Raw genomic sequence first — 26,145 nt, 5'->3', positions numbered from 1 at the left:
CGACCGGGCATCCGGAAACCACTGCCTACTGCTCGTCACTGCCCACCTGCCAATCCTTCCTGCACGTCGAGTAATCAAAGGCCTACCACGCGCATGGATGATCGTCGGGGACGTCGAGGGCCCGGACAGCCGGCGTGTCGACGAGTGTCCGTCATCCAGGTGTCGCCGGCCGGTGCGTGGGTAGGTCCGGAGAGGTCCGACCCTCCGCTCGAACACGACCCAGGGAAACTCACCGTGCCGACCGCCTTCCTTCTGCGCCAACAGCCCACCCCCGTCCCGGCCGGCCGGGGCCAGCTCCGGTGGTACGGGCCCGGCTTGCTGTGGATGGTGTCGTCGGTGGGTTCCGGCTCGGTGCTGTTCACCCCCCGGATCGGCGCGCGGTACGGCTACGAACTGCTGTGGCTGGCGCTGATCGTGACCGTCTTCATGTGGATCATGATCCGGGAGGCCGGCCGGTACAGCGTTGCCACCGGCCGCACCCTGCTCGACGGCTTCCGCGACGTACCTGGGTTGGCCAACTGGGCGATCTGGGTGATCTTCGTGCCGCAGATCGTCGCCGGGGTGGTCACCATCGCCGGTATCGCCGCCCTGGTCGGCAGCGCGCTCATGGTGGCGCTGCCCGGCGGACAGGCGGTCTACGCCAGCGCCGTCATCCTCGGCTCCGGGGCACTGGTGTTGGCCGGCCGCTACCAGGGCGTGGAACGGATCACCGCCGTGATGGCCCTGGTCCTGGTCGGCGCAGCCATCACCGCGGCGGCCAGCACGGTCAGCGGCGACATCGCGACGGGCCTGGTGCCGGGCGTGCCGGACGACCTCGACCTGTACTTCGTGCTGCCCTGGGTCGGATTCATCCTGGCCGGTGCCGTCGGCATCATGTGGTTTTCCTACTGGGTGGCGGCGCGTGGCTTCGGCGGGCCGACGGGCCCGTCCTCGTCGACGGATCAGACTGATGCCGGGGCCCGCGACGATGTGCCTTCGAACGGGCAGGTCGGCGGCGACGAGCGGATCGAGCGGGTACGCGGCTGGACCCGGACGATGAGCCGGACCGCCGCGCTCGGCGTCGCCGGCGGTGGACTGGTCATCGTCTCCTTCCTGGTGCTGGGCGCCGAACTGCTCGCCCCGCAGGGGCGGGTACCCGACGGGGTCGACGTCGCCCGCGACCTGACCGCGCTGCTCGGCGACCTGTGGGGCACCTTCGGTGAGGTGCTGCTGCTGACCTGTGTGGTGGTTGCTCTCTGGGGCACCATCTTCGCCAACCAGGACGGTTGGGCGCGCACGTACGCCGACGCCACCAGACTGATCACCGCCGGCCGATCCGACGACGAACCGGCTGATGACGGCGAACAGACCGGCAGGCTGGCCCGCCTGAGCCGCCACCCACGGGCGGTCTACCTGACCTATGTCGCGGTCGCCATGACTCTCGCCCCGCTGGTGCTGTTCCTGCTGGTCCGCAACCCGGTCGAGATCCTGTCGGTCGGCGGTATCATCGCCGCCGCGCACACCCCCGTCGTCGTCGGCCTCACCTTGTACGTCAACCGCCGGCTCCCCGCACGGGTACGGCCGTCGTGGACCAGCCAGGTGGCGCTCGGCACCGCCGGGGTGTTCTTCGGCGCCTTCGCCGTCGTCTACCTGCTGAGCCTGGTCGGAGTCCGGATCGGTTGACCCGGTCCGGCACCGACTCACAGGATCAGGTTCAACCAGTCCCGGCGACGGACCCGCACCGAGGCGGCCGTGGCGAAGTCCGAACCGCCGTACCAGCGGTCGCCACCCGTACAGCGGCACCGGATCTTGACGTGCTGCCCGCCGCTGACCCGCAATAAATCCCCAGGTGGCGTCGTCGCCGATCGCCACCGACCCGACATGCTCGCCGGATCCGGAGTTGTACAGGACCAGTTGCCGGCCGGCGCTCGTCGGCTCGTCGGCTCGTCGGCTCGTCGAGGATGTGAACGGTCAACTCGCCGCCGTGCCGCAGCCGGTAGGTCGCCGGGTCCGGGGTGCCGACGACCGCCGGGACGAGGTCGGCCTGGGCACGCCCGGCGACACCGACCACACCGCGGCGGGCCCCGGACTGGACCCCGGTGCCGCCGTCCGGTCCAACCCACTGCGCGCCGTACGGGCTGCCCGGAGCCGGCAACGCGAAGAGGTGGTAGGAGCCGGGCCCTGGTACATCGATGGACACCCGACCGGTACGGCCGCTGTTCGGCCGGCACTGCGCTGGAATGCTGAACACCCGGACCGGGGTCGCGAACACGCATACGCCAGCCACCCGGGCACCGGTGTTGCGGTCGCGCACCCACGTATCGATCCTGGCGGTCTCGGCACTGGCCGCGGCGGCTGCCGTCATGGACACCTGCCAACATCATCGACCTGCCAGGGGCGGCTCCGCTCGTTATATCCCCACTACGCTCAGACTTCGGTCATGCGCCGTTCGTGTCGTCCTCGCTCCGGAGATGGGCCCCGATCTCGGGCTCATGGTCGCCCCCAGCTCCGCAAGGCCATCCCACCGGCTGCTGCCGAAAAATGATCGCTTTCCGTACCGAGAGCGACGGAATGCGCATCGACCACGCGGACCGTTTCCGCCCACCGGGCAGCCCAGCAATCACCATCAGTGGTGGATCTATGACGCCCGGCTCATCCTTGACGGAGGTACTTGGCGGCGAGGCCGGCCAGCGCGGCGACTATCCCGCCGATCGCGCTCACCGCAGCCGATCGCCCGGAGCCACCGGCCACGAGCATGATGACGACAATCGCCACGACGCCGAACAGGCCCACGCCAAGTGTCCGATTGACGACAGCGACCCGGCGAAGGCCAGGTCGACCTTGATCCGACTGGTCCATTGTCTTCGCTCCTCACCCACCGTCCGGCGCCATCACCGCCGCCCTTCCAGGACAGCAGCGACCAGGTAGCGCCGACACGCCCCGTTACCGGATACGCAAGCGCTTTGCACGCGCTGGCACGTCCGTTGCACAGTGGAGGCAATACCGAGCGTGACCATGGTGGGAGACTGCGATGAGCGGCGACCGCCGGTGGGCTGGCCTTCCCGAGACACGTCGGGCGGCGGCAGCCGGCGACTACGGCAACCTGATCCGGCTGGCTGGCCCGCACGGCCGCCCGGCTGACCCTCGCGGAGGCAGGACGACGCTGCGGCTACTCCGCGGCGAGCCTGTCGCGGATAGAACGCGGCCGCCAGCGCCTGACCGACGTGTCCGCCCTACGACGGCTCGCCGACGTGTTCGACATTCCACCGGAGCTGTTCGGCTTGACCAACTCTGGCACGTCGGCCAGCCACCACGGGTCCACTTCGATCGTTAGGCTTCCCGGTAGCCGATCCTGGCCTGAGACGGGAGAGGACGTGATCCGACGGCGCGCGGTACTGAGCGGTCTGGCGGGGCTCGCCGGTGCGGCCATCCCCACGGGCCCAGGCTCTACCGGCCACGCCACTGCCCGCCCGCCGCAGCTGGCGGCGGGGCTGTCGGGCCTGCTCCTCGGCGCGGAGCCGAGCACCACCCCACCTGTCGGCCCGGTCGAGCTGCGCGCCACGCTGGCCGCCGCGTCGGCGGACCTTCAGGCGTGTCGGTACGCGCGACTCGCCACCCGCCTACCGCAGCTGGTCACCGGCGCGGCGACGGTCACCGCGAACGCCGCCGATGACCGACGATGTGCGGCCACCGCCCTGGCGACCCAGGCGTACCACCTCACCGCACAGGTGCTGATCAAGCTGCACGAGGACGGCATGTCCTGGTCGATCATGGACCGGGCTGGTCAGACGGCGCGGGCCTGCGGGGACCCGCTGCTGCAGGCCGAACATGCCCGGATCACCGCGATCGTGCTCCGCCGGACCCGGCACCGCGACACCGCGCAGGAGGTCGTGCTCACCGGAGCGGCGACGCTCGACACCACGACCGGGCTGCGGCAACGCGATGACGTCACCGCGTACGGACGACTGCTCGCCACCGCCGCCTACACGGCCGCACTCGGCGACCAGCGGGAAACCGCTCTGGATCTACTCGCCGAGGCGGACGAGGCCACCCGGCGAGCGGACCTGAAGGCCGCCTTCGGCAGCGTCGATGTCGCGTTGTACCGGATCGGAGTCTGCCGAGCGCTGGGTGACTTCGGCGCAGCGGTCGAATGCGCTCGGGCCATCACCCCGCAGCAGTTGGGCACCGTGGAGCGTCGGGCCCGCTACTGGCAGGACACCGCGCTGGCGTTGCACGGCCGAGGCGCGAACGCAGAGGCGTACCGGGCGTTGCTCGCCGCCGAGCAGACCGCGCCGCAGGAGGTCCGCTACCGGCCCTGGGCCCAGCGGTTGACCGTCGACCTGCTGTCGAGCGACCGCCACCGGTCTCTGCCGGACCTGCGCACCTTCGCCGCCCGCGTCGGCGTCGACACCTGATCCGACGCGGCAGGCCGACCGATCCCCCGATGGCACGCTGCCGGCACGACGGCACGATGGACGGATGCGTGTTGGTGACCCAGACTTCGACCGAGCTGTCGACCTCAGCATCGACGTACTTCGGGATCTTGCCCGGCAAGCGAGGCGCTTCGAGGATGCGCTGATCACCTACCGCCAGCTCAGCGAGCGGCTCGCCGTTGACGGTCTTCTGGTGCCCTACCACCAGGGGCCGCTGCCACACATCCTTGAGCACGCGTCACGCCGCGAGCACGCCGAAGGCCGTGGGCTGATCTCCGCGCTGGTCGTACAGCAGGGCTTCGACGGTCGGCCGTCGATGCCGTCCGGCGGCTTCTTCGCCATGGCGCGGCGGGCACCCTACAAGCGCTCCGGCAGCAATGAGGCGATCTGGATGACCGAGGTCCAGCGCGTGATCGACGAGTGCGCCGAGCGCAGCTGAGGCGTCCGGTCCGACTCGTGATCCAATGCGCCTCAGCAAACTGTCCATCGGCGTGTCGCGTAGGTGAGGCGCAGTGGATCAGCCACCGCGAGGAGGTGGATCAGCGCCAGCTACACCAGCTTGCGTCCGATATAAGCAATCACGAGAGCTCTACGGCTACTGTCGAGCCGAAGGTGCAGCCGCCCCGGGCCGGGCGTGAACCGCGCATGCAGGTCAAACAGGCGGCGCTCGCCGTCCTCGTCGTCGGTGAACCAGCACAAAGGTTTACGACTGTCGCTGTCCGGCGTCACCTTGCTGCGCCAGCTCGGTAAGGGGCCGCCCGCAGCGCTCCACTCAGCCGCGGCCAACTCCAGCTCTGCCAGCCGAACCTTTACCGCGTCAAGCGCCGTGGCGGGAAGCTTGTGCAGGTCATCAGCGACGCGGGCGAGGAAACGCAGGTGCGGAAACACGTCCTCACGGGCGTCCCACAGATCACCAGGGCTGATCAGGCCGGTCAGGGCGGAAGTGCACATCCACTCCCGATGAACATCGACGTGGCCTGCTGAGAAGGCGTGGCGCACGGACGCCTCGCCGTCGGCGAGGACCACATCACCAGCAGCCGTCTCGCGAAGGGTCCGTTGCACGAGTGGCAGCACGCCGTGGTCCCACTTCGCCTCCAGCGGCAGGCTGAGCGCCAGTCCGCCCATCAGATGGGCAACCCCGAGGCCGTCTGCCGGAACACCGGCGTGGAAATACTCCGCCTCTGAGTCAGCGCTTGTGGTCACCACCGCCCGGAACGGTGCCCGGTTGCGCATGCTTCTGATGTACCGCAGCGCATCGGCGTTGCGCCCATCCGCAGCCCACCTTCGCAGCGAGAAGTCATCCGACATCGGAAGATCGATGAACTGACGCTCGGTGACCAGGGCGACGTCGGTGCGGTGCCGGCGTGCCTGTCGCAGCACCGATACCAGTTTGTGCAGCGCGTCAGAGAGATCATCGTAGCGCGCTTTGACCTCACGGTACGAAAGCTCGTTCAGGACCAACAGCAGCGGCACTGTGGACTCCGAGATCAGGGTCAGTCAAGCAGGCGATCGAGTGCTCTGTCCCATTCGTCAAAGAAACCGATGGGCCACCGCGAGAGCATACCGTCCACATCAATCTGCGGCGAGCTCGTCTCGATCTTGCCGTGATCGTCTCGATCGAAGTAGTGCAGCGCCACACTGTCCGGGCCGACGACCGACTCCTTGACCGCCAGCCTGATCCCGTTGAGGATATGGTCGCTGTGGCTCTCGATGAGGACCTGGGCACCCGCCGCGACGGCCAGCGTGGCCAGTCGCGCCATCGCGGTCTGACCCCGAGGGTGCAGATGAGCTTCCGGATTCTCCAGCATGATCAGACTACCGGGTCCGGCTGCGACGCAGGCGACAATGATCGGCAAGGCGTAGGTGAGTCCGAACCCGACGTTCGTCGGCCGGTACCGGATGTTCGACGAACCGATCCCAGCGGTCCCGCCGAATCCGTAGCTCAGCTTGACGAAATCTGTTCCGCGCACGTCCTCCGCGATCAGGTTGACTCCGGGGCACACCGCCTGCAGCCAGGCCTCGACCTGGTCGAGCAGACCGGTGGATTTCGCCCTGGGATGCCGCACCGGCAAGGCAGCCACCGGATCATCACGTCGTGCCCTGAGGAAGTTGACGGTGTGCTCGCCTCGCGCGCCCAGCGAACCTCTGCGAATAACCGCCTGGTAGGACTTCGGGTAGTGGACGGCGGGAACGATACGGTCAGCCTTCAGGAACTGAAACCCGCTCCCCAGGAGCCCGCCAGCCACGTCCCTTGCGATGCCCGGCAGGGGCTGGCCCGCAGCGAACCGCAGCAGATCCGCCTCACGATCCCGACTGGTTTCGTACTCGGCCCGCCACCAGAGGTCACGGGAACCGACGGTGCAGCCGACCATGATCGGGATCGGCGCGTCGTCTCGCCCATCCGTGTAGTCCTCGTGCAGCACGTCCTGCCCGACACCCAGCTCCACCAAGTCGCCGTTGAGTAGGAACCCACCACCGGCGTCGAGCATGCCTTCGTCGTAGCTCTGCCGCACCAGCGCCAGGCTTTGGATGATCGTGCTCTTACCGGCGGCGTTGACCCCGGTCAACAAGGTGAGCGGACCGAGCCGGAGCTCGAGTTCCCGGAACGCTTTGAAGTTGCGCAGCCGTACGCCATCAATCATGAGTTACCGACCGTATGCAGAACCGCCCGGATCGTCGCGAAACGTCGACGGACCCGCCCAGGGTCACCGGTTCCCTGACTGATCGACAGTTGAAAGTCCACATCCCCCATCAGCTGAACAATGTTCTCTCCCACCGCCTTGCGACGTTGCACAAGACGATCCAGCTCGTCATCCGACATGGCGGCGAGGTTGCCCGCAACCGATTCGAACAGCGCTTTGTTGATCGGGTGCTTCCGCTCACCACCTGCGCGGTCCCGTTTGCGAAAGGCGTGGACCCCGAAGATCTCAGCCGCCGCCACCATCGACCTCTCAAACCTGGTCCAGAGCGCGTCCGACTCGGAACGCGGCAAGGCGTTAAGGCGCTTCATCGAACTGCGCAGGAAGGCGTCGAAATCCTCCTCGCCGTACCTGTATGGATCGGTGAGCTGAAACGCGATGAACCGCAGGACCATCTCACGGTCGGCCATCCGCTCGCTACGGACACTGTTACCGGTCGCCTGCCGGAACACTTCGGACCCGGCCCAGTCACGGAGGATGTCGCGGGCCTGCCCAGGTATCAGGGCGTGTCGCAACTCCTGGCGGGAGAGCGGAAGTCCACCAGTGTTGATGCGGGCGAAGATGTTGAACTTGACCTCATCCGGCGTACCACGCCGGATGAGGTGCACGATCAGCTCGGTCTCTCGCAGCCGGGTCTGCAGCCGACCGGGGAGATCCGCGAACACGGCGTCGTTGTACTCGGTACCAAGATATTCCAGGTCACGCAGCCGTAGCGGCTGCGCCCCGATCGACTTCGGCTCGATGAACTCCACGATGCTGGTCAACCGCTGGATCCCGTCGACCATTGCCCAGACCTCGTCGTCGCCTTCGGCGGCGTAGAATGTCGGCAGTGGGATCCTCAGCAGCAACGACTCGATGAGTCGGCTCTTGTTGCTGGCTTTCCAGATGCCCGCGCGCCGCTGAAAGTCAGGCTGCAGGTCGATCCGCCCGCTCCGCACCCTGGACAGCAGCAGGTCTACGGTGGTGTTACGAGTCACCACGTCGATCTTTTCCGGATCGAACGGGGTACGGATGCTTTCGCCTGACACGCCCTCGCGGGCGTCGGGATCCTCCTCGATCTCGATGCCCGTGCGCAGGCCGAGGGAGTCAAGCTCCTCGACGACATCGTCGGTCACGGATGAAATGATCGCGCACCTCGATTCACAGCAGTACAGCCAAGCGTCACGCGCGCTGGGGCCACCGCCGTGAGCCTAGCCGACTGCCCGAACTTCCCGTTCCCAACCCGGAGTCGACCGAGCCCCACCGAGCTCTACTGGGACCGTCCCGGGAATCGGTCGCCGTCGACGAGCAGGGTCACCCCGTTGTCCCGGCAGATGTCCCGCCACACCACGTCGACCGGAGCCGAGGTCAGCAGAATCGGGGTGACCACCCGGTCGAGCAGGGACAGCCGGTGGCGGTACTCGAGTACCTGCCCGAGACCGAGTCGCAGCTGATCCTCCGGGCTGGCACCGACGAGGCTCTTGACCTCCGCGATGTACTGCCGGCCGTCAGCGTCCTGCCAGGCCAGGTCCACCGGCACCTTCGCCAGCCCGGTGCCCACCAAAACACCGGTGGCGGCCAGAGTGTCGATCAGCCAGCGGCTCAGCCGGTCGTGCTCGTCGCACCCGGCCACGTACGGCTGCTTGTCGAAGGCCCGGATGTCGGTCAGCGCCGCCGGGTCCACCACCGGAGACCGGTACGGACGATCGAACGCCGCCCCCGGTACCGGCTGCGGCATCAGGGAATCGAAGTGCACCTGCCCGGCGGACCAGGCCAGGGCCAGCCGCTCCGGCCGGTGCAGCCGTTGGAACGAGAAGCCGCCGACCGCCAGACACTTGACGTTGAGCAGCCGCGCCGCAGCGAGGACCGGTGGCTGCCGCAGCGCCCACAACGCGCCTTCGACGGTGTCGCACACGCAGCCGATCTTCTCGCCCCGCAGGGTGTCGTACGGGTCGTTCTCATATTCGGCGACCCGGGTGACCCAGGCGTCCTCGTCGATGACACCGGTGTCGAAGGCCGCATCGAGGGCAGCCTTGTCCAGGTGGAAGTTGATCCCGTCGCCGTCCTCGTAGAGCCACAGTGTCTCCAGCCGGCCGAGGGTCACCCGCAGCAGCGACCGGCCCCGTACCCGCCGCTGGTTCAGGAACCACAGTTTGCCGTCGGTCTCGATCGGCTTCGGCACGGTCATCCGGATGTACCAGCCGGCGAGTGCCCACGAGGCACGCGCCGCCTCGTCGAGGTCGGCACCGAGTGGATCCGCGCTCGGTGCCGCCGACTCCCCAGCCGCAGGCAGGGCCGGATCGGCGAAAACCCAGTGGGCCATCTCCGCCGGACTGGTGTAGCTCCACAGGCCGGACTTGGGATGCCGGGCCAGGTCCTTCTCGACGTTGGCGACGTCTTCCGCCGTCCACCATGCCCCAGTTGACACGAGCACCACCCCCATCGTCACCAAATGTCACCAACACTGCACGTTAGGCGACATCTGGTGATGAGGTCCGGCGACACGCGTACGGCGGTGTGCCCTGGTCAGAGCAGCGCGACGCCGATGAGGGAAAGGTCGTCGAGGCCGTCCAACGGTTCGCCGGCCAGTGGCTCGACCCCCGCGCCGACGATGTCGCCGTTCTCGCCGTCGCGACGCAGCCATAGCCGACCGACCGCCGCCGCCCCGGCCCGCCGGGCGAACACGATCCGCCCCTCGTACAGGTCCAGCTGGCCGGGGGTCACCGGTTCGAACACCTCACCGGGTACGTCGTCAATCAGGAACCTGCGGTCGGCGTCGACCGCGGCCGCGTGCTCGGCGAGGGTGACCCGCAGCGCGCCGAGCGGGGTCTGGTCGTCTCGGCCGAGCAGCCGACCCAGCACATCGGCGGCGACACCACGGCGCAGGTGCTCGTGGTAGCGGTCGTTGCGGAACACCCGCAGACACCGGTAGCAGCTGGTCTCCACCCCGCATTCGCAGTCGCGGACCCGCCGCAGCGCCTCGTCGAGGACGTCACGTACCCGCGCCGCGATCCGTTGCACGTGTCCGGCACCGCCCGGCACGGTGTCGTACAACATGATCACGCTGCGGTTGGCTTCGGTCCGGTACACCGTCGCGTCGATGTCGTCGCGGGAGATCTCCAGCGCCTGCACCGCCCCTTCGACGACCGCGTACGCGAGCGACCGCCAACCGTTGTCGTCGATACCGCCCAGCGCGGCGCTGTCGACACTGAGGTCGAGCACGTCGGTCTGGTACTTGTGGGCCAGCGACAGCAGTTCCAACCGGCCCCGGCAGTCCCGGCCGGTGAGCGGGCTGGAGTGCTGGCGCTGCTTCTTGCTGGTGTTGGACTGGGCGAACCCGCATCGGTCGCAGATGAGGTAGCCGGCGCCACCGGAACCGTCGCTGATAGCGATCAGTTCGCCGCGGGAGCCGGCCCGCACCGTCACGGAGCCGCCCGGCAGGTCGACCTTGTCCTCGAAGATCTCGGCGCCGGTGGAGACCACGTGGGTGGCGCCGTGCCAGGTGCGCCGGGGCGCGGTGCTGGGCCGCCGGCCCCCGGACCGGTCGGCGACGAACCCGAACACCGGTACCGCGTACTGCCGGGGGACGCCGGTGGCCGGTGCCCCGCAGGCCGGGCACTGCGGGTCGAGCCGCTCGATCGAGTCCCGGTAGTGGCCGCAGCCGGCGCAGACGGCGTAGTGGCGCCGTTCCAGGTCCCGGCCGGGAAGCCGGTACACCCCGGCCGACTGCCAGGTCTGTCCACCGGCGACCACCTCGGCACCGGGCGCGTACTCGTAGATCGCCGACGACAGGTCCCGGGACAGCTCCAGTTGGCGGGACATCTGGTCGTCGGCGAAGGTGAGCCGCAGTTCGACGGTGTCGACCGGGAAGCCGTACTTGGGCAGGACGTTGCGGTTGGCGAGCAGGCCGAGCAGTTCCCGGCCGGTGATCGTCTTCATCACCCGGCCGAACCGGGCGGCGCTGTCGTCCTTGCGGGCGGCGAACGCCTCGGCCCGTTTCTCCTCGTAGATGTCGACGTCGTTCTGCAGCTCGGCACGCACCGACTCCAGCAGGCCGACCAGGTGGGTGACCCAGTCGCCGGAGGCGACGCCGATCTCGTCGCGGACCTCGGCCGGCAGCACCCGGTCCAGCGATTCGACGATCTCCGCCGGTACCGGGTCGAGGAAGCCTGCGACCAACGTCACCGGCGCGACGCCGTCATCGCTGGCGAGCAGGAACTCCCCCGCCGTACGCCAGATGGTGCCGTAGGTGCGGAAGTGGTGCCGGAAGAACGCGGCCAGGGCCACCGAGTGGGCGTGCCGGCGGTCGATCCGGACGTTGGTCAGCGGCACGTACGGCGCCCGGACCTCACCGGCGATCATCCGGTCCGGTTCGGCGAACCGCGACAGGTCATGTGACCGGCGCTGCGCGTACGTCAGCACCAGGGCCGCCGAGTCGGTGCGCCGACCGGCCCGCCCGGCCCGCTGCACATAGTTGGCGGTGGTGGGTGGCATGTTGCGCAGCATGACGGCCTGCAGCTCGCCGACGTCGACGCCGAGCTCGAACGTGGTGGAGCAGGACAACGCGTTGACCTTGCCCTCGACGAACTGCTGCTGGATGAACGCGGCCTGCTCGCTGGTCCACTGAGCGGTGTGTTCGAGCACCCGCATCGGCACCGGGTTCATCTCCCGGTACACCGACCGGTAGTGGTCGTGGTCGACGTCGGCCGGCGGCGGCACCCAGCGGGTCAGCTCCCCGACGCACTTCATGGTCGGGCAGACTCCTCGGACGGTGTACGGGGTGATCCGCCGGCAGGTGCCGCACTGCCACACCGGGTGGTCGTCGCCCGGGACCGTGCAGGTGATGAGTTCATGGTCGAGCTGGTAGACCTGCCCGATGCCGGGTTCGAGGCTGGGCCGCAGCAGTTCGCTCATCGGCCCGACGGTCAGCAGCCGCCAGATGCCGTCGAGGAGCTGGTGCGGGTCGGCGGTGACACCGAGGCGGGCGAGGACCCGCCGCAGGTAGTCGACCCGCCGGTTGGTGCCGCTGGTCGGCAGCCAGCTCAGCACCTTACGGCGGGCGTCGGAGCCGGTGCCGCGCAGGTAGATCGGCCCGACGCGGGGTGCGAACGCCTCGTCGCGCGGGTCGACCCCGTCGGGGGCGGCGACGGCTCCCTGCAGCCGTACGGAGCGCAGCAGTTCGTCGAGCAGTGCCCACACTTCCGTCTCGGTCAGCCCGAGGCTGATCAGCGGTTGGGGTGCCTGCCAGGCGGGGTCGCGGGACATGCCCCAGGCGAGCAGGCCGCGCCCTTCGAGGGAGTTGCGTTCGTCGACGCCGACGATCTCGGTCTGCGCCCAGAGGGCGACCTGCCGGCGACGGGCCTGGGCGGAGTCGCGGCGTTGGAAGATGCCGTAGCGGTCGGCGGCGCGGGCCGTGTCGTGGACGACGTCGTCGAGCCGGATCTCGGCGTCACCTCGGGCGGCGGCGGCGAGCGCGCCTTCGCGCAGCAGGCGGCGGCGCTGCACCCGCTGGTAGGAGTCTTCCAGGTACGGGGCGAAGTAGGCCGCCGACTGGCGGCTGTCGCTGAACAGCAGCACTTTGCGGCCACCGCCGGGGCGGGCCTGCTGCGCCGCGTCGGTGGCCTGCGGCAGCCGCTGGTAGAGGGCGGTGGCGAGCACCGAGGCGGATGCCTCGTTGCCGCTGGCGAACAACCGGATGAGTCCGTCGCCGCGTCCGCCGCAGCCGACGCAGGAGGTGAGTGCTTCGGCGTTCTGCCGCACGAACCGCACCGTCCGCATCGGACCTCCGGGGCATTGTGGGCAGTTGCCGGCCGGTCCGACCTGGAACACCCCGCAGCGGGCGCAGAGCGCACCGGTCTCGCTGGCTTTGGCGACGCTGTTGGTCTGCAGGGTCTCCTCGTCCTCGTCGGTGGTCACGTCGTCGACGAGGGCCAGCCAGGTCTGTTGTTCGTCGCGGGAGCGGCGGGACCGGAAGACGGCGGTGCTGCCGACCCGTTCGACGGTGCCGGCCAGGTGTTCGGTGCCGCACCGGCGGCAGGTGCCGATCTCGAAGGCGGCGTCGCCGCAGTGGGTGCAGCGTTCGTGCCGGGTCAGGCTCACGTGCGGGCCGTTCGCGCCGAGGCAGGCGAAGGCGCCTTCGGTGGCGCGGGCGAACAGGTGGTAGCGGGCGGACAGCACCGGGGTGCCGGTGCTGTCGTGTACGGCGTTGGCGAGTGCGACGAGGTCGGTGACGGCCGCCTGGTCGGCGTCGGGGAACAGCGCCTTGGCGACCTCACGCAGCGGCATCGGCCCGTGCGAAAGCAGCCGTTTGAGGCGGCGTACCCGCTGCTCCTGCTCCAGCACCGCGGCGGCGGCGTCATCTGCCGACCCGACCGGCACGGCCGAGGCAGCCGGCACATCCGACATGGCGGGCACGCCGTCGCGGCGGGCGTGCTCCAGCAGGGCGGCGGCCGGCGACGGGGCCTCGCGCAGCTGCCGGTACGCGGCGGCGGGCAGTGGACCCCATTCCGGCCCGGCCGGCACCTCCACCCGTTCGGCGGTGATGACGTCCTGCGCGGCGGCGTCGGCCGGGTCATGCTGGAACGGCACCGGGAACAGGGAGCTGGCGAAATCGGCGACGGCCGCCAGGTCGCCGCCGACGGTGGCGCTGGTGGCGATGCACTGCACGGACCGGCCCTGACCGACCCGGTCGACGAGCCGACGCAGCAGCATCGCCAGTTCGGCGCCGCGCGCCCCGTCGTAGACGTGGGCTTCGTCGACGACGATGAACTGCCAGTGGCCGGCGTGGTCGCCTTCGAACAGGTCCATGTCCAGTGGCCGCAGCAGCAGGTATTCCAGCATGGCGTAGTTGGTCAGCAGCAGATGCGGCGGCGTGGCCTGCATCTGTTCGCGGCTGAGTAGTTCGTTGGGCAGCCGCTGCTCACCGGGGTGCTGGTGGGCGAAGACCTCGGCGGCCTCGCGCAGCGTGTGCCTGGTTTCGCCGGTGTAGCGGCCGAAGGTGATGTCGGGGGCTCCGGCGAGCAGGGTGCGCAGCCGTTTCATCTGGTCGTTGGCGAGGGCGTTCATCGGGTAGAGCAGCAGCGCCCGGACACCGGGGCCGAGGGTGCCGGCGGCCCGCTGCGCCATCAGCCGGTCCAGGATCGGCAGCAGAAAGCTTTCGGTCTTGCCCGACCCGGTGCCGGTGGCGACGACGACGTTGCGCCCGGCCCGTACCTTGCCGATCGCCCGTTCCTGGTGCCGGTACAGCGGCCGGTCCAGGGCCAGGCCGGCGCCGAGCGCGGCGACGCCCGGGTGCAGCGCCCCGGCGTCGATGAGCTGACGCGGGGTGCGCCCGGTGCGGTACGGCGGGGTGGCTTCCAGCAGTGGTCCTTTGGTGATCTCCTGGCTGATCGCGTCGGCGATCGCGGTGTCCAGTGCGGCGGCGAGCCGAGGATCTCTCGGCTCGACCAGGCTGCGCAGGTACCGCTGATAGGTGGCGACGATGTCGTCGCTGGTGGCCAGGGGATCCAGGATCATTCGGCGTCTCCGGTGAGGGTGAGTTCGGCGAGGAAGATGTCGATGGTGGTCAGGTCGGGGGCGTGGCGGGCCAGGGTCGCGTGGTGCGCTGTGGTCCGGGTCAGCAGGGCGGCCGGCAGTCGGTCCCGGGCGATCAGCCGGGCGGTGAAGGCGAACGCGAGCGACAGTGCCGGCAGGTCCGGCCAGCCGGGGCCGCACTGCCGGGCCCCGACCGCCGCGTCGACGGCCGGGCCGCCGGCGGCGGCCAGTGCGGGCCGCAGGGTGCGCAGCAGGTCGGCGGCGGCGGCGACCCGGGCCACGCCGGGCCGGTTTCGCACGTCGAACAGCCGGCGGGCGGCGGCGACCCGTTCGTCGGCGTCGAGGAGTCCACCGGGGACGATCCGCATCGCCCGCCAGAGCTCGTCGAGCTGCTCGGCCGGCAGCCGGGCGATCTGCTGCGCGGCCTGGTCGAAGCGGCCGACCACCCGGTGCGGGTCGGGCTCACCGGCCAGGAGCTTGTCGAGCACGTCGCCGCACGCCGTCGCCGCCCGTTCGTGCAGGTCGTCGCCGGCTGCGGTGACCCCGATCCGGTACGCGGTGGCCAGCAGCGCCGCCAGCGGGCTGGTCTGCCACAGCCTCGCCTCGTCGGCTGCGCCGAGGTAGGCCAGCGGCGGTAGCGCCACCAGCGCGGAGTGCACCAGCGGGGCCACCAGTTCGGACGCGGGTGACCGGGAGCGGGTCAACGCGGTCAGCGCGGCGACCGGGTGTCGGCGCAGCACGGCGGCGGTGTCGCGGACGGCGACGGTGACGCCGTGGCGGCGCAGGTCCTCGGCGCGGCGGTACAGCGGGAAGATCAGCGGGGCGACGTCGGGGCGGTCCGGCAGGTCGGTCAGCCCGGCCAGGTGACGCGACAGCGCCGTGTCGGGGGTGTCGGGCAGCGGCGGGTCCCAGTCGCCGTCGACGGTGAAACTGTTGTCCTGTCCGGGCCAGTCGGGCCAGGGTTCGGGCAGCCACGGGTCGTCGACGCGCAGCAGCACCGCGAGCGGCCCGGCCCGGGTCAGGTCGGCGGGCAGCGGCTCGCTGGCCAGGTCGGTGCCGATCGGGGTGACGTGCGGTGGCCGCCACGGGGCCAGCACCTGGTAGACGCCGGCGGTCAGCCCGTTGACCGGGCTGGCGTCGTCGAGGGCCAGCTGGTCGTCTTTGAGGTGGACGGTGCGGGCGAGTTGTCGGGGCAGGCACCGGGCGACCGGGAACTGTTGGCCGCCCAGGCGGACCGAGAGCTGGGCGGAGCCGCAGACCCGGACGGTGTCGGCGATCGCGGCGAGCGGGAACCGGGCGAGTGGCTGGCCGTAGGTGGCCCGGGAGGCGACGGTCTGCCGTTGCTGGCCGCCGCTGGCCACGACGAGGTCGGCGTCGACTGCCGCCGGCAGCCGGACCAGCAGTTCGCCGTCGCCGACGGTTTCGGTGTCCAGGCGCAGCGGCTGCAGCGTCCACGGGGTGGTGCGGCCGGCGCTGACCCACTGGACGGACATGTGCGGCGGGGTGACCCGTACTGTCGCGGTGTGTCCGGCGGCGGTGAGCTGCACATCGGCGCTGGTCTGGGTCGGGTCGAGCCGGGTCAGCGGCGGATCGACCCGCAGCGCCGACGCGGTCGCGCCGAGCCGGACGGTCGCCGGCGCGAGCCCGTCGGGCCGCAACTCCCGCCACACCGGGTGGCCGGCGACGGTCAGCCCTTCGGCGAGGTCGATGGTGCGTGACAGGCCCCGGCCGAGGGGGCCCCGGACGGTGATCTCGTAGCTGCCGACGAGTGGCCGGGGCAGCTGCTGCCACGGGTCGGTGACGGTGTCGTCGGTGATCCGCACACTGGTGGCGGGGAGCAGTTCGGCGCCGCCGGGCCGGCGGACCCGGATCGACCATTCGGTGGCCACGCCGGCCTCGGTCGGCAGGAACAGTCGCGGCGCGGCACCGTATACGGGGGTGCCGGCGAGGCTGGTCACGTCGGGCAGCGGCGGGCTGAGGCGCAGCTGGGCTCGCCGGGCGGTGCCGACTCGCCGGTCCGGTCCGTCGGCGATCCGCAGCGCGGTGACCTGCGCCAGGTCGACTCGGCGCAGGGTCCAGCCGAACCAGCCGTACGGCACCGGCAGGTCGTCGTCGGCCGCCGGGCCGGCACCGCCTGCGCCAGTGGACGCGGCGGCGGCCCGGTCGATGTGCAGCGTGACCGGCTGGTTGTTGCCGTCGTGCGCCGCGTGCAGGATCCAGACCGGCTCCGGCGGCAGGCTGGAGGTCAGCGGCACCCGTCGGCCTTCGTCGGTGAAGATCAGCATCGGTTCGCGGGGGTCGATCAGGTCGAGTTCGAACTCCCGCTCGATCGCGGCGAGTTCGACGGTGACCTGCCGCACCGGCCGGGAGATCGTCGCGACGGCCGGTGGCGCGGTGTCGACGTCACCGGGGATCCGGGATCGGCTGATGATCGTGTGGACGTCCTCGCCGGCCCGGACCCGCCATTCGACCCGGCCGCCGGGTGCGTCGGGCACCGCCGGCAGCCGCACCAGCAGGCCCCGGCCGTACGGCTCCAGCTCCACGTGCGGTCGGGGGGGCGCCGTCCCGCCGGTGCCCCCGGCGGCGGGGCCGGTGCGGGTCGCGGTGCCGGCCCAGTCGAGCTGCCCGTCGTCGACGCAGCGGCGGGCCTGGTCGATCAGGTACGGCGGCAGGCCGAGCCCGTCGGCGGTGAACGCCGGCGCGCGGAACCGGTCCAGCAGGTCGATGCAGCGGTCGACGAGGTCTTCGGCGTATTCGCCGCCGTGCTGCAGCAGCCGCCGCACCGGCATGTCGAGGGTGTTCAGTCGCGATTCCCGGCCGGGTGTCAACGCCCAGGCGAAGAAGTCGGCGACAGTGGTGCCGGGTTCGCGAGACTGTCGTTGCAGCAGCAGGTTCAGCAGATCACCCAGGCAGTAGGCGGGAATCCCGCCGTGCATGAGGATTTCACCGACGTTGATCTGCGGCAGGCCGGGGAATCGGGCCAGGCCGAACTGGTCCAGGTTGGCCCGGAACGCCGCCCCCCAGGCGGTCTGGTCGACCTGGTGGCGGGTGTGCTCACGCACGGCACCCCAGTAGTTGCCCTGCTCGTAGCGGGACGCACCGATCCCGCTGAGGCCGACCAGCAGGCAGGCCGGGTAGCGGTAGTGCAGGCATTGACGCTGCTCATACTCGCTGCCCACGCCGTACAGTTTTCCCAGCGCACTGACCGCTCGGCGGGCTTCGAGCTCGGGCACCGCGATCTCGGCGACCAGCGATACCGCCCGCAGCGCCGGCGCCCACTCACGCTCCCGATCGTGGAGATAGTCGGATGCCCGCACCACGGTCCCCCTGACGAATAGGCGATCTGGGCCGTATCGCGACTATGCAGATGTATCGGCAGCAACTCAAGGAAACAGGTCCCTCCGGAACCTGACCGTGTCCGTTCGGTCAGCGCCGTCGGGCTGACAATCCCATCACACCCGCCGACGCGGCCGGCACGGCAGGCACCGACGACGGGTGTCAGCGCCGCGCCGGCCGCAGCCGCCTTCTATCACTGGTACGGGTCGGTCCCGTTGACGGCACGCGCCGATTCCCGCACTCCGGGCCGGGTCAGCGCCTGTTTGTAGATCGCGATCGCCACCATCCGGCCGTCGCGTCCACCGCCGACGATCGTGGCGATGACGCCGATCACCGGCGACTCGTCGCTGTCGTCGCCGTAGCGGATGTCAGACACCCGTACCCGCATCGAACAGTCGCCGTACACCCAGTCGGCCTTGCCCAGGTGCAGCGTCTCACCGACCCGCAGCGGCTCGTCAGACATCGTCGTCGTCCTCCCCGTGCGGGTAGCCGTCCGGCATCAGCCCGGACAGCTGCAGCACCGCCCGCACCCGCCGGGCCTTCCCCGGATCCCAGCGGTCGAGGATGACCAGCGACCGCAGGAACGGCCGGCACGGCGCGGCGACGTCACAGGTGCGGCATTCGCCGAGCCGCGCCGACGGCAGATGTTCGGCGATGTCGATCCGCGCCCGGTGCACCGCCTGCGCCACCACGGTGTCACCGGGGTCGAGCGCGGCGTCGAGCGCACTGGCCGGGGCGGGGGCGACCGCACGGGCGGCGGTCAGCCGGAACCGCGGGTCGCGGCCGATGTCCGTCTCCCCCGGCGTGCGTCGTGGCAGCGGCGGCCGATTGGGGGTCGCATCGGTACGCCGTGGCGTCCCGATCGACGTGTAGCGGGCCAGCCGGGGCGTCCCGCCGATCCCGTCGTTCCTGTGCACCACCAAGATCCTCCTTGGATAGCCAATGAGTCGTGACATCCACCCTGGACTCGGTGTCACGGTTGGCGGAACCCGACCGGTGACCCCGTGCACGCCGGGAGTCCCATGACGCGAACCTCGACCAGCACGAGGGAAACTGAGGGATGCGAAAGCCTTGCAACGTCAAGAGTCCATCTGATAGAAGCCCGAAGATCAATTACTCAACCTGATCTTGCAGTTGTCCACAGGACCGAAATCCATGCTGGACGCCTCAGCGCTCGTCGAGGAAGATGATTGGCGAAATCACGCAACGGGGACGCCTCTCGGCGATGTCTCCACCGCGTGTGCACGAGGGAATCCGAGGGATGCGAGGGGCTTGTGAGCGGCAGCGAGTATCTGATATCGGAGCTACGGCGAGTACGCGAGTCGATGGGTCTCACCCAGGAGTCGTGGGGCGAGCGCGTCCACTTCTCCGCGAAGCACGTCGGCTCCATCGAGCGCGGCGAACGCCCCGCCCTGCCCAACTACCTGGGCATGGTCGACAAGGTGTTCGGCACCGCCTTCATGAAGTTCTACCGCGAGTTCGTCATCGGCGAACACGCTCCCGTGTGGTTGAAGCCATTCGTCGATTACGAGGCGCGAGCGACCCTACTTCGCGTCTTCCACCCGTTCGTCGTGCCCGGACTGTTGCAGACCGAGGCGTATGCCCGGGAGGTGCTGCGGATCTTTGACGAACCCGCATCCGATCTTGACGCTCTGGTCCAGGCAAGAATTGCCAGACAGTCGATCTTGACCAAGGACAGCCCGATCCGGCTTGTCGCGGTGGTTGACGAGCTGGTCTTCCATCGTGAAGTTGTCAGCCGAGAGGTGATGCGGGAACAGGTCGACGCGCTGGTGTCCGCATGCGAGCTGCCCAATGTCCAGGTACATGTGATCCCGCTCGGCACTGGCCTCTACGCCGGGCTTCATGGCGGCCTGGTGCTCGCGACTGTCGAGGGGCGTACTGTTGGGTTCCTGGACGGCTACCTACGCGGTCGGATCATCGAGGCCCCGTATGACACGGCCAAGCTGGAGGACGCGTGGGAGTCGACCCGAGGACATGCCCTGCCGTACCAGCAGAGCCTAGACCTGATCAAGAGGATGGCCGAGAAATGGACATGAACGGTGCACTATGGCACAAGTCGAGCCGCAGCGACACCAACGGATGTGTCGAGGTGGCCGAGAACCTGCCCGGTCGGGTATACGTACGGGACACCAAGGACCGCGACGGCGGCACCCTCGCCTTCGCCCCGGCTGCCTGGCGGTCGTTCCTCGCCGAGATCACCGTCAACCGCTGAACCACCGGCCGGCCGGCAACTGACCGGCCCGGCCACCGGCGCCACCGTAGCCCCTTGTCCGGCCCACGACGCGGGCCGGACAGGGGCTGACGCCGTACCGCCGGCCAATCTCACACGTTCATCAGCAGCAGCATCGTCGCCATGCCGGCGCTCATGACGCCGTAGCTCAGCAGATGCAGCCGATGGTTGGACGTCGTCGCGGCACGGTACAGCCACCACAGCGCGCCGGCCGCGCTCAGGACCACGAAGACGACGTTTGTCAGGTCCGCCCACGCCGGAGTCTGCGTGGGCGTCGCCCCGGCAGCGGCTACCCCGTGCACGTGCCCGGAGCCACCGCCGATCCCCATCTCCGACATCAGGGTCGGCATCGCCGCGAGCATCCAGATCATCGCCAGGTTCTGCGTGACGTGGCCCAGCACGTCGATGCGCTCCGATCTGCCACGCGCCCGCCCGTACCCGGGCAGCAACGCGAGCACCAGGATGCCGAAGATCGCGACCTGCGCCCAGGCGACCACGCCACCCACCATCAGCCAGGCCATCAGGATCATCGCGGCGCTCATCACGCAGTGATTGATATCGATCAGCTCCGCGTCAGAGAACGCCTGGTCACGCGACACGCCACGGCGACGAATCACCAGGTCACCGACGCAGACGAGCCCGGTCAGCAGAAAAACGATCGTCAGGACGGGAACCCAGGGCGTCTCCAGCACGACTCTAGCTAGTACCACAGGCCAAGCCGCCGAACAACGGGACGATCAGGGAAAGGGCCCACCGCGATGACCACCGTAGAAGCCGAGACACCGCCCTCCGGGGATACCCCGCCCGGGGAGGCACCCCCGTCCCCGGCCCGGCCGCGCAAGACCAACTGGTTCGCCGCGTTCTGGCGCTGGCACTTCTACGGTTCGGTACTCGTCATACCCGTACTCTTCTGCCTCGCCGTCAGCGGCATGACCTACATGTTCCGGGCAGAGGTGGACGCCCTCGCCCACCCCGGGGTGCTGCAGGTGCCGGTGGCCGACGGCGCCGAACGAACGGCGCTGTCGGCCCAGGAGGCAGCCGTCCGCGCGGAATTCCCGGACCGCCCCATCCTGTCCGTGCAGGACGGCACCGGCGACCGGGCGACCCTGTTCGTCGCCGGGCTCGAAGACGGCAGCAGCACCAACATCTACGTCGACCCCTACACCGCCACCGTCACCGGCGAACTCAGCCAGGACCAGCTCATCTCCACCTGGGCCGAACGCGTCCACGGCGACCTGCTCATCGGCGACGGCGGCTTCGGCGACCGCATCGTCGAACTCGGTGCCTCCTGGGCCATCGTGCTGACGATCACCGGGTTCATCATCTTCTTCCTCGGCCGCCGGGCGCGCAGTGGCGCACAGACCAAAGGCAAGCGCGGTGCTCGGCTCCGCAGCTACCACGCCCTCGTCGGGCTCCCCGTCGGCCTCGGCATCCTGCTGCTGGTCGTCTCCGGGCTGCCCTGGACCGGTGTATGGGGTGCTCAGGCCCAGCAGATCGCCGCCGACTCCGGCTCCGGGCTGTGGGGCGACGACCCCGGTGCCGAATCCACCATCCGGCAGCAGATCGAGGACGCCGACGGTCAGTCGGCTCCCGCCGGGTGGGCCTCCGGCAACGCCCCGCAAGGCAGCAGCACCGGAAGCGGCACCCCGATCTCGATCGACCGGGCGGTCGGCGCGGCCCAGGCGCTGGGTGCCCCCGGGCCGTATCTCGTCCTCTACCCGGAGGGCGAGACCGGGGTGTTCAGCGTGATGAGCAGCCAGTGGTACGACGTCGGCAATCCCGCCGAATCCGACGTGACCCAGGAGACGACGATCCACGTCGACCAGTACAGCGGCGACGTCGTCGGCCAGTACGGCTACGACGACTACAGCGCGATGGCGAAGGTGGTCTCGCAGGGCATCGCCCTGCACGAAGGACGCCGCCTCGGCACCTTCAACACGATCATGTCCACACTCTTCTGCCTCGCCGTGATCTTCATGTGCGTCACCGGGCCCATGATGTGGTGGACCCGCCGGGCCACCGCCTCCGGCCTCGCCGCACCGCGGGCGAAACTCCCGGTCTGGGGCAACTGGGTGCTGCTCGCCGCGATGGTCGTACTCGGCGTCTTCCTGCCCTTGTTCGGTCTTTCCCTGCTGGTCGTCCTGGCGCTGGACCAGCTCCTCATCCGCCGGGTGCCCGCGCTGAAGTCCTTCTTCGGCACGGTCTGACCGGCACCTTCTCCCCATCTCGGGTCGACCGCAGTGGCACCGGTCGACCCGAGATGGTAGGGCTCAACGGGTCACGCCTTCGCTTTACGTCCTCGGGTCGCCTTCGGTGGGCGCCACGAGGTCAACGCCTCGTCGGTCAGGTGCAGCCGGTTGGTGGTCTCGTCGAGGAAGCCGGCGTAGATGTCAGCCGGCGACGCGCTCCACGCCACGTCGAACTCGCTGTGCCACTGCTTCACCCACGGCAGCACCTCACGCAGACCGGCGACCAGCGGCAGCAGCCGGTCGGTCTCCCAGCCGTCCTCCTGCTCACGGGCCACGATCAGCGTGGCGAGCGCCTGCGCCTGCTCCCGGTGGTCCCACCCGGCCCAGCCGAGCAGCAGCGTCGGATCACCGTCGCGGCTCGCCCCCGGGTACGAGATGAACCGCTCCTTTGGAACATCCAGCTTCCCCCGATGCCGCCAGTAGCTGTTCTTGACGAAGTCGGCCGACGTGTACTTCGGCGGCACCGGGATCCGCTCCCGCACCCGCTTTTTCGCCGGCTCGTCCGGCTGGGCGTCCTCCTCGCGCTGCAGCTGCCACACCTGCTCCCAGTCGGCCCTCTTCACCAGACCGGACGGCTTGTAGCGCAGCGCCGCCAGGTGCGGCACGTGCTCGTCGGCGACCAGGTCGACGATCACCTTGCCGAGATCCTGGCCGGGCGCGTACAGCTGGGCGACCGCCAACACATCGGCGTCGCGGCGCAACTCGTCGGCCAACTCGGCGGCGGTCAAGGGACGCGGCTGCTCCATCCCGTCGACGGTGTGGAACCACAACTCGCGCGCCTCGCACCGGTCGAGCAACCAGTCCCGCAACGCGGCCTGCTCCATCTTGTCCCAGCCGTCGGTGGACCAACGCCGCTTACACTCTGGCCGCTCGATCAGCCCGATGTTGCGGTTGCTCTCGATCACATCGATCCGCCGCTGCACCACCGCCCGGTACTCCTGCGGCCAGTGCGCCGGGATCTCGGTGATCGGCGTCGACCCGTGCCGGTCGAACCAGACCGTTTCCGCCTCGCCGGCCGCGACCTTGCGGGCCAGCACGATCTCGAACGCCCGCTCCCCCAACCGCAGCTCCGGCACCGATCCGGCCGGCGCGGTGAACTCCTCGTCGAGCAGGCCGTAGAGCTGATACACCTGCCAGTCCAGCTCCTCCTGCAACGCGATCATCTGGGCCCGCGTCGAATGCCACTCGTCGCGCGCCGCCGCCAACCGGTCCCGGGTAGGCACACTCTCGGCGGCGACCGCCGCCGGACTCACCGCCGCGAGCCGCTGCGCCAGCGCGTCGATCTGCTGAGCCACCCCCAACGGGTACGCCGCCGGCAACGGAAACTCCTGCAGCTTCGTCCCCGTGAACTCGTAGAAGTGCTCCCACTCATATCGGGCTGTCGACCGCTCGCCACCCCGGTTCCCCTTGTCCTGGCTGACCTGCTTGAGCCAGAAGCACGCCGTCGAGCTGTTGAGTACGCCGAGCAACCGCAGGTGATCCTCCTCCGAAGCCCTCTCCCCCAACTTAATCACCGGCGCATGGCGATTGAAGACCTTACTCCCGCGCTCAAGAACGAAGTGGTTATGTGTCGCGACTACCGCAAAGGAAATCTTAGACTGCGCCGACCACCTAGTCGGATGGAAGTCGGAGTATTCGAACCACTCAAGCCCTCTTTCCTCCTGAGTCCCAGATAGCGCTTGGCGAGTCCTCAACTGCGCACGACAGGTCCACAACAGCCGTTGCGCCGATACCCCTATCCCCGCACGGCTACCGTCGCCACAGTATGGAAACAACAAGCTCTCCGCTTCCACTACCAGATAGTCTCGCAGGGAGGTGCCTGTAACGAATGGATAAACAGCGGTATCCAGTGCAATCCGAGCGCCTAGTGATCGACCGACGACGTAAGCATCATCCGCTCTTGTAACTGCCATGAATCCGATCGCATCAACGACCGACGCGAGCTTCGGCGTTGCTTGATCGATCACCTGCAACAGGTTCGCCGCACCACCGCCACTTAGACCGCATCTCATTTGGGGTTGCTGTAGCGCGGGGTGATTCGTTGGGTCGGTATGGGTGATGTGGACCCTGATTCTTCGTGGGTCTGACGCCGTTCGATGACCAGCGAGTCTGCATCGTTGGCGGTGGATGTATCGGCTCCGTTGGGTGTGGTTGTGGGCCGGCTGTCGCGCCGGTGGCGTGGTCTCCTGGGGTTCCTCCTGGTCGTCGGGGCGGTGGTGTGGGTGGTCAGGTGGCGGGCATGGGCATCCGGCGGATGATCTCGATGGCGGTGGCCAGGTCGGTGGCCCAGGGCCAGGTGTGGGGTAGGCGTAGCCACCGGTAGCGGCGGGCGCGGACCAGGCGTGCGGGGGTCTGGAAGATCCGGTAACGCAGTGTCTTGGGCTCGGCCTTGGCCAGGGCGCCGGTCAGCGCGTAGAGGCGCATCCACGCGGTGAGGTCCACGGCAATGGTGACGGCGGCGCACCAGGCCTTGTTGACCTGCCATTGTTTGGACGGCAGATGCCCGAGGCCGGTGTCCTTGGTGGTGCGTACGTCGTCTTCGACGCGGGCGTGTACGCGGTGACGGGCGTCGGCGCGTTGCACGGACAGGCCGTCCGGGCCGTGGGCGCCGGTGTTGGTGACGAACGCCGAGTACCGGTAGCCGCAGGTGTCGAACAGGGTGGCCTGTTCGTGGTCGAACAGCTTGCGCCGGCGCACGATGACCCGCATCGTCTTCGGCCACTTCAGGCCGGTCAGCCGCTCGCGGAGCAGGTCGGTGATCTCGGTGACCTGAAGGCCGTCGATGACCTCGCCGGTGGTGTTGGACAGGCACGGGACCCACCAGTCGTCGGGTCGGCGGTTGCATGCCGCCCGGACGTGTTCGTCGACGTCGAACCCGATCGAGTACGCCACTCGACGCCCACCGGTCTGGTCGAGGCTGTGCAGCCAGTCGATGAGCGTGTGTGAGGCGCCGGCACCGTCGGAGGTGATCAGCAGGTCGTCGCGTCGGTCGGCGGGTATCTGCGCGATGGCCTGGCGCAGGACCTCGATCAGATCGGCGGCGGTGTTCGCCCCGGCGTTGCCGGGGCGGGGCATCAGGGCGGCCAGTTCACCGGTGTTGTCGATCCACACGCCGAGGCTGTGGAACCCGAACGTCTTCTTGAACGTCGCCTCGGCGTGTTCCTTGCGGGAATGGGCCACGGTGATGGTGCCGTCCACCCGCAGCACGATCGTCTCGCCCATGCTCAGGCCACCGGCGTAGGTCGCCTCCGGCACGCCGGCCGGTAGCAGGCTCCACAGATGCGCGCGCGACTTCGCCCGCGCGGCGTCGATGCGGTGCAGACCGCTGTCGCTGATCTCACCCAGCGCGCGCAGGGCGGTGGTGTCCGAGGCCACCGGCCCGAACAACGCGGCCTGGGCCCGTAGCGCCTCGATGTCGTACACGTCTGTCCCGCCAGCGGCGATCGAACACGCGATGTCAGTCAGGACCCGGCCCCGGTCATGGACCGGATCGAATCCCGGCCTGGCTAGCACGGTGGAGATGCCCGCCGTCAGGCCGGTGCGGTCGGCGAGCATGCGTAGGCCCGCCACCCCGACCATCGCCACCACCCCGTCACCGTCGGCGGTGACACGCAGGTCCTTCGACCATCCGGTAAGCTCACGCACGTCGGAAGTGCCTCCTCGCTAGAGATCCTGGTAGATGTCGC

At 69.4% G+C, this 26,145-nt stretch carries 19 protein-coding genes; 6 read left to right on the top strand and 13 right to left on the bottom strand.

What is annotated here, in order from left to right; all coding sequences use genetic code 11:
• Positions 1 to 234 precede the first annotated feature (234 nt).
• Positions 235 to 1,662 carry an Nramp family divalent metal transporter gene (locus tag O7543_RS04400; protein WP_281555047.1) on the top strand — a complete coding sequence of 476 codons (1,428 nt, stop codon included), beginning with the start codon at positions 235 to 237 and terminating at the stop codon, positions 1,660 to 1,662.
• A 17-nt stretch (positions 1,663 to 1,679) separates the two neighbouring features.
• Here the strand turns inward: O7543_RS04400 and O7543_RS04395 are convergent, their stop codons facing one another.
• The gene (locus tag O7543_RS04395; protein ID WP_281555048.1) at positions 1,680 to 1,862 is read right to left on the bottom strand and encodes a hypothetical protein; all 183 of its coding nucleotides are present in this window, start codon (positions 1,860 to 1,862) and stop codon (positions 1,680 to 1,682) included.
• A gap of 769 nt (positions 1,863 to 2,631) precedes the next feature.
• Positions 2,632 to 2,838: a hypothetical protein gene (locus O7543_RS04390; RefSeq protein WP_281555049.1), complete on the bottom strand. Its 207-nt coding sequence runs from the start codon at positions 2,836 to 2,838 to the stop codon at positions 2,632 to 2,634.
• Positions 2,839 to 3,353: 515 nt separating this feature from the next.
• On the opposite strand from O7543_RS04390, the gene O7543_RS04385 reads away from it, so the two are divergent.
• The gene (locus tag O7543_RS04385; RefSeq protein WP_281555050.1) at positions 3,354 to 4,394 is read left to right on the top strand and encodes a hypothetical protein; all 1,041 of its coding nucleotides are present in this window, start codon (positions 3,354 to 3,356) and stop codon (positions 4,392 to 4,394) included.
• Positions 4,395 to 4,458: 64 nt separating this feature from the next.
• Complete coding sequence (locus tag O7543_RS04380) at positions 4,459 to 4,851, top strand: hypothetical protein (protein ID WP_281555051.1); 393 nt, start codon at positions 4,459 to 4,461, stop codon at positions 4,849 to 4,851.
• A gap of 110 nt (positions 4,852 to 4,961) precedes the next feature.
• Here O7543_RS04380 and O7543_RS04375 read toward each other — a convergent pair whose 3' ends face one another.
• From O7543_RS04375 to O7543_RS04340, 8 genes are all read right to left on the bottom strand, one after another.
• Positions 4,962 to 5,885 carry a hypothetical protein gene (locus O7543_RS04375; protein WP_281555052.1) on the bottom strand — a complete coding sequence of 308 codons (924 nt, stop codon included), beginning with the start codon at positions 5,883 to 5,885 and terminating at the stop codon, positions 4,962 to 4,964.
• A 20-nt stretch (positions 5,886 to 5,905) separates the two neighbouring features.
• Entirely contained in the window at positions 5,906 to 7,054 is a 1,149-nt protein-coding gene (locus O7543_RS04370) for a DUF3696 domain-containing protein (protein WP_281555053.1), read from the bottom strand.
• On the bottom strand, positions 7,051 to 8,226 hold the full coding sequence (locus O7543_RS04365) for a DUF262 domain-containing protein (RefSeq protein ID WP_281555054.1): 1,176 nt from the start codon (positions 8,224 to 8,226) through the stop codon (positions 7,051 to 7,053). The genes O7543_RS04370 and O7543_RS04365 overlap by 4 nt, the downstream gene beginning before the upstream one ends.
• A gap of 134 nt (positions 8,227 to 8,360) precedes the next feature.
• Positions 8,361 to 9,518: a hypothetical protein gene (locus tag O7543_RS04360; RefSeq protein ID WP_281555055.1), complete on the bottom strand. Its 1,158-nt coding sequence runs from the start codon at positions 9,516 to 9,518 to the stop codon at positions 8,361 to 8,363.
• A 98-nt stretch (positions 9,519 to 9,616) separates the two neighbouring features.
• The gene (locus O7543_RS04355; RefSeq protein WP_281555056.1) at positions 9,617 to 14,605 is read right to left on the bottom strand and encodes a DEAD/DEAH box helicase; all 4,989 of its coding nucleotides are present in this window, start codon (positions 14,603 to 14,605) and stop codon (positions 9,617 to 9,619) included.
• Complete coding sequence (locus tag O7543_RS04350) at positions 14,602 to 17,940, bottom strand: hypothetical protein (RefSeq protein WP_281555057.1); 3,339 nt, start codon at positions 17,938 to 17,940, stop codon at positions 14,602 to 14,604. Before O7543_RS04350 ends, O7543_RS04355 begins: the two co-directional genes overlap by 4 nt.
• Positions 17,941 to 18,152: 212 nt before the next feature.
• Positions 18,153 to 18,422: a hypothetical protein gene (locus O7543_RS04345; protein ID WP_281555058.1), complete on the bottom strand. Its 270-nt coding sequence runs from the start codon at positions 18,420 to 18,422 to the stop codon at positions 18,153 to 18,155.
• A complete protein-coding gene (locus O7543_RS04340; RefSeq protein ID WP_281555059.1) occupies positions 18,415 to 18,879 on the bottom strand; it encodes a hypothetical protein in 465 nt (154 codons plus the stop codon). The genes O7543_RS04345 and O7543_RS04340 overlap by 8 nt, the downstream gene beginning before the upstream one ends.
• Before the next feature lie 354 nt (positions 18,880 to 19,233).
• On the opposite strand from O7543_RS04340, the gene O7543_RS04335 reads away from it, so the two are divergent.
• Positions 19,234 to 20,016 carry a helix-turn-helix transcriptional regulator gene (locus O7543_RS04335; protein WP_281555060.1) on the top strand — a complete coding sequence of 261 codons (783 nt, stop codon included), beginning with the start codon at positions 19,234 to 19,236 and terminating at the stop codon, positions 20,014 to 20,016.
• The gene (locus O7543_RS04330) at positions 20,013 to 20,192 is read left to right on the top strand and encodes a DUF397 domain-containing protein (protein WP_281555061.1); all 180 of its coding nucleotides are present in this window, start codon (positions 20,013 to 20,015) and stop codon (positions 20,190 to 20,192) included. Before O7543_RS04335 ends, O7543_RS04330 begins: the two co-directional genes overlap by 4 nt.
• Positions 20,193 to 20,302: 110 nt before the next feature.
• Here O7543_RS04330 and O7543_RS04325 read toward each other — a convergent pair whose 3' ends face one another.
• On the bottom strand, positions 20,303 to 20,902 hold the full coding sequence (locus O7543_RS04325) for a DUF5134 domain-containing protein (RefSeq protein WP_281555062.1): 600 nt from the start codon (positions 20,900 to 20,902) through the stop codon (positions 20,303 to 20,305).
• A gap of 66 nt (positions 20,903 to 20,968) precedes the next feature.
• On the opposite strand from O7543_RS04325, the gene O7543_RS04320 reads away from it, so the two are divergent.
• On the top strand, positions 20,969 to 22,417 hold the full coding sequence (locus O7543_RS04320) for a PepSY domain-containing protein (protein WP_281555063.1): 1,449 nt from the start codon (positions 20,969 to 20,971) through the stop codon (positions 22,415 to 22,417).
• A 71-nt stretch (positions 22,418 to 22,488) separates the two neighbouring features.
• On the opposite strand, the gene pglX is transcribed toward O7543_RS04320, so the two are convergent.
• Together pglX and O7543_RS04310 are read right to left on the bottom strand one after the other, a co-directional pair.
• Positions 22,489 to 24,471 carry a BREX-2 system adenine-specific DNA-methyltransferase PglX gene (gene pglX / locus O7543_RS04315; protein ID WP_281555064.1) on the bottom strand — a complete coding sequence of 661 codons (1,983 nt, stop codon included), beginning with the start codon at positions 24,469 to 24,471 and terminating at the stop codon, positions 22,489 to 22,491.
• A gap of 214 nt (positions 24,472 to 24,685) precedes the next feature.
• Positions 24,686 to 26,104: an IS1380 family transposase gene (locus O7543_RS04310; RefSeq protein ID WP_281551068.1), complete on the bottom strand. Its 1,419-nt coding sequence runs from the start codon at positions 26,102 to 26,104 to the stop codon at positions 24,686 to 24,688.
• Between the last annotated feature and the right edge of the window lie 41 nt (positions 26,105 to 26,145).

It is taken from the genome of Solwaraspora sp. WMMA2080 (genome assembly GCF_027497395.1).
GTDB lineage: Bacteria > Actinomycetota > Actinomycetes > Mycobacteriales > Micromonosporaceae > Micromonospora_E.
Note: the sequence above shows the minus strand (reverse complement) of the source record. Positions and strands in the feature narration are given on the sequence as shown.

Coding starts and splice junctions, on each gene's coding strand:
- pglX (WP_281555064.1), bottom strand. CDS start 24,471: ATGAGATGCGGTCTAAGTGGCGGTGGTGCGGCGAACCTGTTGCAGGTG.
- O7543_RS04370 (WP_281555053.1), bottom strand. CDS start 7,054: ATGATTGATGGCGTACGGCTGCGCAACTTCAAAGCGTTCCGGGAACTC.
- O7543_RS04320 (WP_281555063.1), top strand. CDS start 20,969: ATGACCACCGTAGAAGCCGAGACACCGCCCTCCGGGGATACCCCGCCC.
- O7543_RS04330 (WP_281555061.1), top strand. CDS start 20,013: ATGAACGGTGCACTATGGCACAAGTCGAGCCGCAGCGACACCAACGGA.
- O7543_RS04390 (WP_281555049.1), bottom strand. CDS start 2,838: ATGGACCAGTCGGATCAAGGTCGACCTGGCCTTCGCCGGGTCGCTGTC.
- O7543_RS04395 (WP_281555048.1), bottom strand. CDS start 1,862: ATGTCGGGTCGGTGGCGATCGGCGACGACGCCACCTGGGGATTTATTG.
- O7543_RS04380 (WP_281555051.1), top strand. CDS start 4,459: ATGCGTGTTGGTGACCCAGACTTCGACCGAGCTGTCGACCTCAGCATC.
- O7543_RS04345 (WP_281555058.1), bottom strand. CDS start 18,422: ATGTCTGACGAGCCGCTGCGGGTCGGTGAGACGCTGCACCTGGGCAAG.
- O7543_RS04355 (WP_281555056.1), bottom strand. CDS start 14,605: ATGATCCTGGATCCCCTGGCCACCAGCGACGACATCGTCGCCACCTAT.